The 11964-nt window shown below is 69.5% G+C and carries 9 protein-coding genes; 4 read left to right on the top strand and 5 right to left on the bottom strand.

Going from position 1 to position 11964, the window contains the following annotated elements; translation table 11 throughout:
- Window positions 1-106: 106 nt before the first annotated feature.
- A complete protein-coding gene (locus LQV45_RS09890) occupies window positions 107-508 on the bottom strand; it encodes a DUF6379 domain-containing protein (protein ID WP_230006865.1) in 402 nt (133 codons plus the stop codon).
- 11 nt (window positions 509-519) lie between these two features.
- On the bottom strand, window positions 520-2076 hold the full coding sequence (locus tag LQV45_RS09885) for a GMC oxidoreductase (RefSeq protein WP_230006864.1): 1557 nt from the start codon (window positions 2074-2076) through the stop codon (window positions 520-522).
- Window positions 2077-2263: 187 nt separating this feature from the next.
- Here LQV45_RS09885 and LQV45_RS09880 point away from each other — a divergent pair, with 187 nt between their 5' ends.
- Window positions 2264-3709 (top strand): MFS transporter, encoded by a 1446-nt coding sequence (locus LQV45_RS09880; RefSeq protein ID WP_230006863.1) that lies wholly within the window; start codon window positions 2264-2266, stop codon window positions 3707-3709.
- Window positions 3710-3755: 46 nt separating this feature from the next.
- Window positions 3756-5081, top strand: coding sequence for an ROK family protein (locus LQV45_RS09875; RefSeq protein WP_230006862.1), 1326 nt, complete (start codon window positions 3756-3758; stop codon window positions 5079-5081).
- 109 nt (window positions 5082-5190) lie between these two features.
- On the opposite strand, the gene LQV45_RS09870 is transcribed toward LQV45_RS09875, so the two are convergent.
- The 3 genes from LQV45_RS09870 to LQV45_RS09860 are packed head-to-tail and all read right to left on the bottom strand — an operon-like array spanning window position 5191 to window position 8317.
- Window positions 5191-6477, bottom strand: coding sequence for an ABC transporter permease (locus tag LQV45_RS09870; protein WP_230006861.1), 1287 nt, complete (start codon window positions 6475-6477; stop codon window positions 5191-5193).
- Entirely contained in the window at window positions 6477-7274 is a 798-nt protein-coding gene (locus LQV45_RS09865) for an ABC transporter ATP-binding protein (protein WP_230006860.1), read from the bottom strand. The genes LQV45_RS09870 and LQV45_RS09865 overlap by 1 nt, the downstream gene beginning before the upstream one ends.
- Window positions 7271-8317 (bottom strand): efflux RND transporter periplasmic adaptor subunit, encoded by a 1047-nt coding sequence (locus tag LQV45_RS09860; protein ID WP_230006859.1) that lies wholly within the window; start codon window positions 8315-8317, stop codon window positions 7271-7273. Before LQV45_RS09860 ends, LQV45_RS09865 begins: the two co-directional genes overlap by 4 nt.
- Window positions 8318-8685: 368 nt before the next feature.
- On the opposite strand from LQV45_RS09860, the gene LQV45_RS09855 reads away from it, so the two are divergent.
- A complete protein-coding gene (locus tag LQV45_RS09855) occupies window positions 8686-9996 on the top strand; it encodes a glycosyltransferase (protein ID WP_230006858.1) in 1311 nt (436 codons plus the stop codon).
- Complete coding sequence (locus tag LQV45_RS09850) at window positions 9993-11843, top strand: right-handed parallel beta-helix repeat-containing protein (protein WP_230006857.1); 1851 nt, start codon at window positions 9993-9995, stop codon at window positions 11841-11843. Before LQV45_RS09855 ends, LQV45_RS09850 begins: the two co-directional genes overlap by 4 nt.
- Window positions 11844-11964: the final 121 nt, after the last annotated feature.

Raw genomic sequence — 11964 nt, 5'->3', positions numbered from 1 at the left:
CCTGTCGCACCGAGATCGGCGATCTCGGCGAAGGCGTCCTCGAGGGTCAGCACCGTGTTCATGTCGCCGGTGTAGCTGTAAAGGGAGACACCGTACTCGAGCGTGCTCATGAGACGACCGTGACCTTTCGTTCTGCGTGGAAGAGCGAGGGCTGGAACTCTGCCGGGATGTAGGGGGCGTGGAGCGCGATGTCCACGGCGAGGGTGTGCACGCCGACGGCGAGACCTCCGGAATGCGGGACGGTGATGATCGCCGCCTCGTCGAGCTGCCAGCGGACATCCGTCGACATCCGCAGCTCGGCGATGGTGAAATCTCGGCCCTGCAGGGTCCACCGCGGCACCTCGCGGTCCCACGACAGGCTGCCGACGCTCACGTCGACCCCGTCAATGAGGCTGCCCCAGACGCCGCGGTAGTTCGGCATCCGGAGCCGGAACTGGAAGCCGGTCGTGACGCCGTTCTCGGTGACGTTGCGCACGCCGATAGACTGGATGAGATCTCTTTCGAGCATGGTCGGGTCCTTTACTTCGAGGTGAGCGCGTCGAGGGTGCGCGCGATGCGCCGGGCGCCGGCGACGGCCAGCGCGACCCCGGTGAGCGTGGGGTTGCAGGCGGTGGCGGTCGGGATGACGCCGTTGCCGGCGACGAAGAGCCCCTGCGTTCCCCACACTTCGCCGTGGGGGTCGCACACGCTCGTCCCGTCGTCGACCGCGCCCATCCGGACCGTGCCCTGGTAGTGCAGCGACGCGCCCGGGGGGAACGTGATCGGGTCGCCTCCGACGGGGTCGCCCAAGAGCTCGCCCGCGGCGATGATCGCCTCGGCGGCGTCGGCGAGGGTGCGGTGATCACGCTCGGTGAGCGTGTAGTGGATGCGCATCGCGGGCATGCCGTACTCGTCGACGTCGTCGGGGGAGAACTCGACGCGATCGCTCTCTTGCAGGTCCTTGGCGCAGAACCACCCCAATCCGACGATCGAGCCGGGGATGACATCGCCCTCCAGCGGAACGGGTGAGGCGTCCAGCTGCATCACCTGACCGTGGTAGGGGTAGTCGTCGGTGAACGGTACCCACGACACTCCGCTCTGGGCGGTGATGGCGCTGTCCGCGGCCGATCCGGTGGGGGCGTCCTCGACATCGCGCAGGCGCACGGCGTGCACGATCTGCGGCTGGTCGTTGAGATACCGCCCCAACGCGGGAGGAGTGACTCCCGAGGCGAAGAGGAGCTGAGGCGTCCGCAGGCTGTCAGCCGCGACCACGACCACGGGGGAGGAGAGGCGGTGGATCTCTCCGGAGCGGCGGTCCTCGACGTCGATACCGCGGACGACGCCGTCCTCGACGATCACCCGTCGGCCGAGAGCCTCCGGAACGAGGGTGAAGAGGGGGTTCGCCCGGGTCTCTTCGCCGAAGACGACGTCCGCGCCCGACCACACCAGGTTTCCCTCGGCGGTGCGGTGGACCGCCAGCGGCATCGGCTGCACGTGACGGTCGGCGGGACGATCGGCGTCGAAACCTCGGGCGAGGCGCACCTGCACCTCATCGGCGAGCGGAGCGTCGGCGAGCGCGGTCGCGCTGACTCCGAGCAGCCGCTCGCCCTCGTCCAGCAACTCGTCGAGATCGGGGAGGAAGCCGATGCGCTCGCTCTGCCCGGGGCGCGGGCACGCGCCGGTCCAGTGCGCCGCCATGCCACCGACGTTGCTCGAGAAGGCCGCGGCGGGCAGGCCGTCCTCACCCGGCTGCCGGTATCCGGATGCCAGGAGGTACGTGCCCGGTCGCCACAGCCGCGCGGCGTCGCTGGCGTAGTCGTCCATCGTGTTCGTGGACGCCGCGTCGTCCTGGGGCCGCGGGCCCTCCGAGGCCCGCTGCGCGCGGGCCCGCTCGGCGTTGTCGGCGATGTTCTTCACATGCGATCCGGGAGGGTCGCTGACGATCGGACCGACCTCGATCATGACGATCCGGGCGGCCGGGGAGGTCTCGCTGAGGATCCGCGCGTAGGCGGCCCCCGCGGGACCGCTGCCGACGATGACGACATCCGCGGAGTCGGGGAGACGGCGCTCGGGCGCGGCATCCGAGAGGGATGACATGAAACCTCCATGGGTTCGAGACGTGACGGCCACTTAAGCGCGGCAAGCACAAAAGTAGCGCCCGGGGTGGAAATTCCCGCATAGGCGTCGCTAATGCGCTCCATCAGCTCGGGGAGCATTGACTTATGTTCGATGCGATCACAAGATGCTCACGTCTACGATGACCATTCGACCGAAGGACTCGACGATGAGTGATAGGCAAGGCCCCACGCTGGCTTCGACCGCCGCCGTGCGCACGAGCATTCCCCGATCCGTGACGGACCGGAGCGATCCCGACAACCCGCGGTCCGTGCGCACGCGCGAAAAGGCCGCGTTCGCGTTGGGCGACATCGCGTCCAACCTCACCTGGACCACGATCTCCAGCTACCTGCTCTTCTTCTACACGGACGTCGCCCTGATCAGCGCCGGCATCGCCGGTGTCATCCTCTTGGTCGCCCGAGTGCTGGACGCGTTCTTCGATCCGATGGTCGGCATCCTGCTCGACCGCACCACGACCCGCTGGGGTCGGGCGCGTCCCTACCTGATCTTCGGCGCCCCGGCACTGGCGGCGCTGACATTCCTCACGTTCCTCACGCCGGGCGGGGGCGACGATGTGCCCACCATCGCGTGGGCTGCCGTGACCTTCCTGCTGGTCGGACTCGCCTACTCGGTGGTGAATGTGCCCTACGGGGCGCTGATGGCCATGACCACGCGCGACTCCGGCGCGCGCATGAAACTCGCCGGGTGGCGTTCGTTCGGCGTCGGCATCGGGATCATCATCGTGTCCAGCTTCACGCAGCCCCTGATCATCGCGTTCGGCGGCTCGCCCACATCGCCCGTGGGCTTCGGGATCACGGTGGGTCTCTACGCGATCGTCGGAATGCTGCTGTTTTGGGTCGTCGTGGCCTCGGTGAAAGAGCGGGTACCGCTCACACCCGTTCTTCGAGCCCGAGGCAACCTCGGCCGCTCTCTCAAGGCGCTCGCGGGCAACGGCCCGTGGATCTCGGTCTTCGTGTTCTCGGTCCTGGCGTTCACGCGTCTGGACGTCATCACCGGCGGCACGATCTACTACGCCATCTACGTGTTGGGGAACCCCGGGGCGATCCCCATCATCCTCCTCGCCTTCTCGCTGTCGGCCGTCGTGGGCTCGTTGCTGACGGCACCCTTCCTCCGTCTGCTCGGTCAGCGGCGTGGCATCCTCGTGGGTCTGCTCATCGCGATCGCCATGACGACCGTGCTGTTCTTCGTGCAGGACAACGTCTGGGTGTTCTCGATCGTGTTCTTCGTTCTGAACGTCTTCGGCGGTTTCGGTTTCGTCGCCGCGCCCGCGTTGACGGCCGACACCGTGGAACAGCAGGAGTGGCGCAGCGGCCGTCGCGACGAGGGTCTGCTCTTCGCCGGGTACAGCATGAGCACCAAGATCGGCGCCGCGCTCGGCGGTGCGGCACTCGCCTGGGGTCTCGCCGCTATCGCGTACGACCCGGCGAGCCCCACACCCGAGGTCGTCAACGGCATCATGTGGATCTACCTGCTGCTGCCCGCCGTCATCGCGGCCCTGCAGGTCATCGCCATCGCGACGTACGGCCTCGAGAAGCGGCTGCCCCAGATCAAGGAGGACATCCGCCTCCGCCGGGAAGAGTCCTCCGCAGGCTGAGTCGTGAGATCATGGCCACCCGTCACCGAGTCGAGGGAGCGCCCGAGTGAGCATCACGGTGCCGTTCTCCGCGACCGGGGCGGGGGGCCCGGGTCTGCCGCGGCAGCGCCCGCCAGGGGGCCCCGAGATCGCCGTCGCGCCCCTGGTGAGCGTGGTCAGCGCGATCCGAGAGGGCACCGCGCGGACGCGACCCGAACTCCTGGATGCCACGGGTCTCAGTCGCAAGATCGTCACCCAGCGCGTCGACCAGGCGATCGACCTCGGTCTTCTCGAAGAGGGGGAGCTCGCTCCCTCCGGAGGGGGGCGGCAGGCGCGGATCGTGCGCTTCCGCGCCCGGTCCGGTGTCGTGGCCGCGGCGCTGTTGGGCGCGTCCGAGTTCACCGTCGGTCTCGCTGATCTGAACGGACGGTTGCTGGACAGCTCCCACGAGGACTGGGCGATCGACGCCGGCCCCCACGCCACGTTGGATCGCGTTCGCGCGCACATCGACGCCCTCCTCCGTCGCCACCGTGTGACGCGTCCGTGGGGCATCGCGCTGGGGCTCCCCGGGCCGGTCGAGTTCGCCACGGGAACCGTGACGTTGCCGCCGATCATGCCGGGGTGGGACGGATTCGCGCCGCGACACTGGCTCCGCGAACATTTCGACGCCCCCGTCTGGGTCGACAACGACGTGAACCTCATGGCATTGGGCGAGTGGACCCGCGGCGACGACGTTCGTGGGCGCGACCTGCTGTTCATCAAGGTCGGTACGGGCATCGGCGCGGGGCAGATCGCCCACGGCCGCCTGATCCACGGTCAGACGGGCGCGGCGGGCGACATCGGCCACATCCACGTGAGCGATCACTCCCGCGCCTGCCGTTGCGGCAGGACCGGATGCCTCGAGGCCGTCGCGGGCGGGTGGGCGCTCCTTCTGGATGCCGCTGAGCGTCGGGCCGAGAGCCCTTTCCTCGCGGAGCGTTATGCGCGACGGGGACACCTCGTGCTCGGTGACATCGGCGAGGCCGTCACGGCCGGGGATCCGGTGGCCACCGCGCTGACCACACGCAGCGCAGACCACGTGGCGGACGTGGTGGCCAACCTCGTCAACTTCACGAACCCGGGCATCGTCGTGCTCGGCGGCGGGGTCCTGCGGGCCGGTGATGTGCTCGTGGATCGCGTGCGTGCGATCGTGGCCGAACGGTGCACCGAGCCGGTCCTGCGGAGCCTCGAGATCCGCTCCGCCTCACTGGATCATCAGGAGGGGGTGATCGGTGCCGCCCTGATGGCGGCCGAGAACCTCTTCTCGTCCTCTGCGCTGTTGCGCTGGGTGGAGGGCGGGACGCCCTTCGGGCGGGCGACGGAGATCCAGCGCGCCGCCGACGCCTTCGTCTGAGCAGCGCCTTCGTCTGAGCGGCGGCGCGATCCGCACGTCGGCCGACGCCGCTGTGCCGGCTGCCGTTGCCCACGTCGACGGCATCCGGTGCCGGCCGCACGGTCCGCCCTCAGTACCGGATCGCGTCGATCACCTTCACCCGCACCGCGACCAGCGCTGGGAGGAGTCCCGCGAGCGCGCCGACGGCCGTGGCCGCGGCAAGGCCGGTGAGGGCGGCATCAACGGGGAACGGGGGGAAGTCGCTCACCATGCCCTGGCCGATGAGCTCGCGCAGCCAGGGCGATTGGACGATGAGGATGGATGCCATCACTCCGGCGGCGCCCGCGACGACCGTCGCGACGACGCTCTCCATCATCACGGCGAAGAACACCCGGCTCGCCGTCGCTCCGAAGCTGCGTCGGATGCCGATCTCGCGGACCCGCTGCTTCACCGTGACCAGGGCGATGTTGACCAGGCCCAGGGCACCGAGCATCAGCACGAGCACGGCGATCCCGATGACCACCATCTTCGTCACCAGGAACGGATCGTCGCCCCACGCCGCCCAGTCCTGCCGGTTGACGTTCACCTGCGCTCCGTCGCCGAGCGCGGCGGTGAGGTCGCGCGTGACGAGGATCGTCAGCTGCTCGGCCAGCTCGGGCGGAACCCACATCTCGTACTGGGATTGCGGCGCACCGCCGTACGGGGAGTCGGCCGCGGCGGCGGTGCCGCTCCGGCCGATCGCGGCATCCTGAACGGCCTGAGCCTGCGCGGCGAGCATGAACATCGACGGCTCGGTCTCCCACGTCGAGGACGGGGTGACACCCACGACGACCGCCCGGGTGCCGCCGGGGGCGATCCCCGAGGCGGCGCCGGGCACGGCCTGCCCTCCCAGCGCCACGACCGGATGGGTCGACAGCGCCGGCCGCCCCATGCGGTCCCAGAACACCTCGTTGACGATGAGCCGCGGCGCGAGCTGCTCGGCATCCGCCGCGGTGAACCACTCGCCCTCGAGCATCCGCACGCGGTGCATCTCGCCATACGGCTGGTCCACCGCCTGCGTGCCGACCTGGACCGTCCCACTGGCGAAGGGCACCAGCTGCGTCGTCTGCTGGGCACGCGTGGAATACGAGATGCCGTAGCGCTTCACGACCTCGGCCCACGCGGCATCCATCCGTGCCGGGTCGATCTCGCCGTCGGTGCCGAACGCCGAGACGCTGAGGCTCGCGGGACGACCGCTGGAGCGCTCGCTCATCTCTTGATTCGCCTGCTGCACGATCGCACCCAGGGCCACGACGGTCGTGAGCGAACAGACGGCGACCGCCACGCCGATGAGCGACAGCAGCACCCGCGTGCGGTGGACCCGCACTTCTTGCCACGCTTCGACCAGCGAGCCGACGAGGCTCGACAGCGCGCGCATCAGCGCGTCTCCTCGCCGGCGGTGGCCGGATCGGGAGCAGCCCACGCGGCGTCCGCGTCGGAGCCCGGTGCCATCTCACGCACCTCGCGACGAGTGCGCGGTTCGAACGTCGGATCGTCGACCGGGGTCAGGATGCCGCGATCCAGACGGAAGTGCCGGCGGGCGCGGCGGGCGATCATCGGGTCGTGCGTGATGATCACCTGCGCGGCACCGGTGCGCTCGGCGACCTCGTCGATGAGCTCCATCACGCTCTGCCCGGTGTCGAGGTCGAGCGCCCCGGTCGGCTCGTCCGCGAGGATCAGTCGCGGTCCGCGCACGAGTGAGCGGGCGATCGCGACCCGCTGCTGCTCGCCGCCGGAGAGTCGGTCGGGCATGCTGTGCAGCCGGTGCCCGAGCCCGACGAGATCGAGCATCTCGGCCGCGATCCTCGTGCGGCGCCAGAAGGTCGTGCCGCTGGAGTACAGCAGCGGCATGGTGACGTTCTCGAGAGCGGTGCGGCCCTGCAGCAGGTTGAACTGCTGGAACACGAAGCCGATCGCCGCCCCGCGCAGGCGATCGCGTCGTGCCGCTGACAGTCCGCGCACGGGATCGCCGTCGAAGGTGATCTCGCCGCTCGTGGGCAGATCGAGCAGTCCCAGGAGATTCAGGAGGGTGGACTTGCCCGAGCCGGAACGCCCGACGATCGAGACGTGATCGCGCGGTTCGATCACGATGTCGACACCCGACAGGATCGTCAGCGCGGGCTGATCGGGAGGGATGACCGTGCGAGTGACATCCCGCAGTTTGAGCAGACTCACGACTGCGCGGCCGGTTCGCAGAACATCGAGCCGTCGGGATACGTCGTGCATCCATCGGGTGACCCGGCCATCGCCCCGGGAGCGAATTCGAGGATTTCCTCGCCCTCGGTGAGACCCTCGGTGATCTGCACCTGCGTGCCGTCGGTGAGGCCGAGGGCGACCGGCCGCTCCTCGGTGGCGCCGTCCGCCGTCGACACCCACACGGTGCCGCTCTGCGCCGCGCCGCGCACCGCGGTCGTGGGGACCACGATCACGTTCTCGGCGCGCCCTCCGGCGATCGTCATCTCGGCGGCGAGTCCCGCGAAGACGGTGACGTCGCCCGGCACCGCGCACGTGGCCGTCGTCCCCGATCCCGACGTGCCGGCGGAGCCCGCGGACCCGGCGGCACCGGAGGTCGCGTCGTCGGGCGAGCTCCCGGACAGGGGAGTGGTGATCCGGAGATTCGTGCACGTGAATCCGGCCGGCCCGCCCGTAATGGTCACGGTGGCGTCTCCGGGGCGGTTGAGGAGGCGGTACTGCTGCGCGGGCTCGAGCGTTCCCGACACGGAGAACGTCGGGGGCGCGACGTTGCCCGCGGTCGCTCCGACCGCCAGTTCCTGACCCGCGATGACCGACAGCGCGCTGAGCGTGCCCGCCGCGGGCGCCGTGACGTCTTCGTACCGGAAGATCGCGGGTTTGGGCTTGCCCTCGGCATCCACGCTGTCGGCGGGGTCGCGCTCGATCGGCACCTTGACGTTGAAGACGACATCGCCCTCGGCGACGGGAGAGCCCTGGGTGACGAAGATCTTGTTGACCGTGCCGGCGGCCGTCGACCGCAACGGCACCGCCGGGTCCGCCGACACGGTCGCCTTGATCACGACGTCGTTCGTGATGGTCCCCGCGGTCGCGATTACGCGCGGCTCGGACACCGTCCCCGTTGGCTGCGCCGGATCGGCATCGAGTGGTCTGTCCGGAAAGAACGCCAGTTTGATCAGGGCGGCGGCGATGATCGCCACCAGCAACGTGCGCAGAATCGGAAAGACCCACGTGCGTGCGATCCCCATGAAACCCCCCCGGAACGGTGATCGTCGTCGTCGAAACGCGACCAGCCTAGGGGATGCCTCGGACACCGCCCCCGCGCGGTGGGCGGTGGATGCCGACGTTCCGGGGGTGAAGTGCCGGCTCTCGGTCCTTCGCGCGCGGGCTCGCCCGGGCCTGCGCCCCCGCGACAGTACGTGGTGGTCGTCCATCTGTCGACCCCCGAACGGATCTGCCTCCCTGGGCCCTTCACTTGCCCCACATCGCAGATCCCGTCTACGGATGCCCGCAGGGGTTCCAGATCTTCCCCCGGGTGATGGTCGCCGTCGCCCAGCGACGGTTCTCGCTGACCGCCGCGTGATCACCACTGCCCCTTCGCGAGAATCGACGTCCCATGACGCCTGCGCCCATCACCGACCGCGTGGCCGATGCCACCTCGGCCGTACCCACCCTGTGGCAGTCCCTCCAGGACATCACCGCCGATGTCTCCGGGTACTTCCCGCTCGCCATCGCCGGGGTGGTGGTGTGGGGGCTGTGGCTCTACCGCTTCATCCTGTCGCGTCGTGCGCGGCCGATCGAGTCGGACTTCCGGACGACGACTTCCGTGATCGTGCCGTCCTACCACGAGGATCCCGACATCCTGATGCGCTGCCTGGAGTCCTGGCGCGCGCAGGGGCCCACCGAGATCATCATCGTCCTCGACGTCCAAGACCTCGAGGCCTACGGGCGGATCGTCGCCCTGGACGACGACCGCCTCCGCCCGATCCTGTTCCACCACGTCGGTAAGAGGTCCGCTCTCGGCGCGGGTATCCGCCTCGCTGTCGGAGAGATCCTCGTGCTCACCGATTCCGACACGTGGTGGCGGCACGGGCTTCTCCTCGCGGTGCAGAAACCGTTCATCGATCCGCTCGTCGGTGGTGTCGGCACCCACCAGAACGTCTACCAGGCGCGCACGAGCGTGTGGCGTCGCGTCGCCGACTGGATGGTCGACCTGCGCTACTACGACTACGTCCCCGCCATGGGTCGTGCGGGCGCCGTCCCGTGTCTGTCGGGTCGTACCGCCGCGTACCGCCGCGACGCCGTGCTGGCGGTACTCGATCACCTGGAGAACGAGTTCTTCCTCGGCCGCCGCTGCATCGCGGGCGACGATGGGCGCCTGACGTGGCTCATCCTCGCCTCCGGCTACAAGACGGTGCACCAGTCGTCGGCGCGCGCGCTGAGCATGTTCCCCGACACCTTCCGCGCGTTCGTGAAGCAGCGCGTCCGCTGGAGCCGCAACTCCTACCGCTGCTACCTGACCGCGATCGCCAAGGGATGGCTCTGGCGTGTTCCCTTCGTGACGAAGGTCACGGTGCTGCAGATCCTGCTGACTCCCGTCACCATGGGGCTGACGATGTTCTACCTCATTTTCACCCGGCTCGACCTGACGGTCATCGGGGCGCTCGCCGCGATCGGCTGGGTGCTCCTCGGCCGCGGTATCCGTGGAATCTCGCACTTGCGTCGGAACCCGGTCGACCTGTTGATCCTGCCGCTGTACGCGGTTGTCGTGATCCTCGTGGCCTTGCCGATCAAGGCGTTCTCCTTCGTCACCATGAACAAGCAGGGCTGGTTGACCCGTCACGCGGATCAGATCGGCGGCGACGGTCAGACGGCCCGAACCCTCGAAACGCAGACGGACGTTCTCGAGCCGGCGGTGGCGTCGTGAGGGCGCGGACCGCGGTCGTCCTGGCACTGGTGGCCGCGCTCGCGGGCGGCGGCGCCGCCCTCGCGGGGTCGCAGCTGATCGACCGCTCCGCCGACGCGGACGCGTACGGCCTCAACGAGATCGCCCGCAACGGCAACGTCCAGGGCGTGCTCTACCCGGGTGACCCGACGAGCGAAGCACAGCTGGTGGAGCAGGAGAGCCAGCGCGTCGTCTACGTGCGCAAGGTCGCGTCGGCCGCGTACTGGGCGCTGTCCGTCCACGAGCCGTATCGGTTCCAGACCGGCGACCGGTACACGCTCGTGCTGCCCGAGCGCTCGGCCGCCTACACACTCGACGACCTGCGCGCGCTCGCACCGGAGTCGCTCGTTCAGAACGCGGACGGATCGTACCTGCTGAAAGAGGACGTCGCGATCATGCAGGGGGCGACTCTCGCCCTCGGTGCGGTGGACCTGCGCCTGGAGAGTTCGCCGGCCGGGTTCACCTCCATCGTCGCCTTCGGCGGACGACTCGAAGTATCCGGGACCGAGGATGCCATGGCATCCATCACCAGCTGGGACAGCGCCGCCGGGGCAGCGGACACCGACACCCGGGACGGCCGCGCCTACCTCCGCGTCATCGGCGGTAGCGCAGACCTGAGTCATGTCGCGCTGTCGTCCCTGGGCTTCTGGAGCGGCAGCACCGGCGGTCTCGCTGTCACCGGCAGCGACGGCATCGACGACCCCGCGCTCGCCGAAGCGATGCAACCCGAGGGAGATCCGCTCGCGGCCCCGTCCGGAGCACCCGTCGTGGATGCCGCGGGCGCGGTCGACGACGTGACTGATGCGCAGGCGACGTCCCCCGCCACGGGCCTGGCCACCGCAGCCATCACGGATTCGACGGTGCGGGGCAACGCGTTCGGGATCTTCGTCTCCGCCGCGCACGACGTCCGGATCACGCGGACGTCCGTGACCGGGAGCCTCGTGGACGGCATCACGTTCCACCGCGCGGTGTCCTCGAGCATCGTGATGGACTCGGAGTCGAGCGGGAACGCCGTGGACGGTGTGACGATGGGTCGCTCGACCTCGGGCATCACGCTGCACGGCGTCACGGCGTCGCGCAACGGCCGCAACGGAGTGTCGATGGACGGGCAGTCGCTCGCCGACGGCCCGAGCGCCTCCGGGACGACGGTGCAGAACTTCGGCGACAACGTCCTCGACGAGGGGCGCATCACCGGCAACGGCCGATACGGTCTCGAGGTCATGGGCGGGAGCGGCATCCGGGTCACGGAGACCCGGTTCGCCCGCAATCCCGACGGCGTCGTGGTCGATCGTGGGGCGGCCGACGTCCGGGTCACCGGGAACGACTTCGTCGACCAGACGGCGAAGTCGATCGCCATCCGCGAGTCGGTCACCGCCGCCGTCGTGGAGGGGAACACGATCACCGGATCGGAGACCGGAGTGAACGTTCGCAATGCCGACGCCGACATCACGGGCAACGTCGTCGCCGGAGTCTCCACCCACGCCATCGTGCTCGTCGGTGACGTGGCGGGCACCACGGTCGAGGGCAACGACCTCGGGGGAGACGGGAGTACCGCTCTGCGGGCGGAGGGGTCCACCGGTGCGGTCGTGGGAGAGAACGACACCGCGCAGTGGCATCCGGCGGCCACGGTGGGATCGGTCCTGCGCTTCATCTTCCAGCCGCTGACGGTCATCTGGCTCTGTCTCGCCCTGCTGCTCCTGGTGACCGCGGCGACGCGGAAGGACCGTCAGTTCGGGACGTTCCGTCATCCCTATGAGGAACGGGTGCCGCTCACGTCGCTGAGCCGCGGCATCCTCGCCCCCGGTGCTCTGCGGGGCGGAGGGTCATGACGCGGGGTCGCATCCTCCTGATCGTGCTCGCGATCGTGCTCCCCGTGATCGTGGTCGCCGGGATCGTCGTCGGCATCGGCGCGCTGTCGTCCGCCCCCGACGCCGATCCGCAGCCCACCCC

The organism is Microbacterium sp. Bi128, from assembly GCF_918698205.1.
The sequence above is the reverse complement of the archived record's forward strand: the minus strand, read 5'-3'. Positions and strand labels throughout refer to the sequence as shown.

Excerpts from the sequence above, each read along its gene's own strand:
- LQV45_RS09855 (WP_230006858.1), top strand. The coding sequence starts at position 8,686 with ATGACGCCTGCGCCCATCACCGACCGCGTGGCCGATGCCACCTCGGCC.
- LQV45_RS09880 (WP_230006863.1), top strand. The coding sequence starts at position 2,264 with ATGAGTGATAGGCAAGGCCCCACGCTGGCTTCGACCGCCGCCGTGCGC.
- LQV45_RS09885 (WP_230006864.1), bottom strand. The coding sequence starts at position 2,076 with ATGTCATCCCTCTCGGATGCCGCGCCCGAGCGCCGTCTCCCCGACTCC.
- LQV45_RS09890 (WP_230006865.1), bottom strand. The coding sequence starts at position 508 with ATGCTCGAAAGAGATCTCATCCAGTCTATCGGCGTGCGCAACGTCACC.
- LQV45_RS09860 (WP_230006859.1), bottom strand. The coding sequence starts at position 8,317 with ATGGGGATCGCACGCACGTGGGTCTTTCCGATTCTGCGCACGTTGCTG.
- LQV45_RS09870 (WP_230006861.1), bottom strand. The coding sequence starts at position 6,477 with ATGCGCGCGCTGTCGAGCCTCGTCGGCTCGCTGGTCGAAGCGTGGCAA.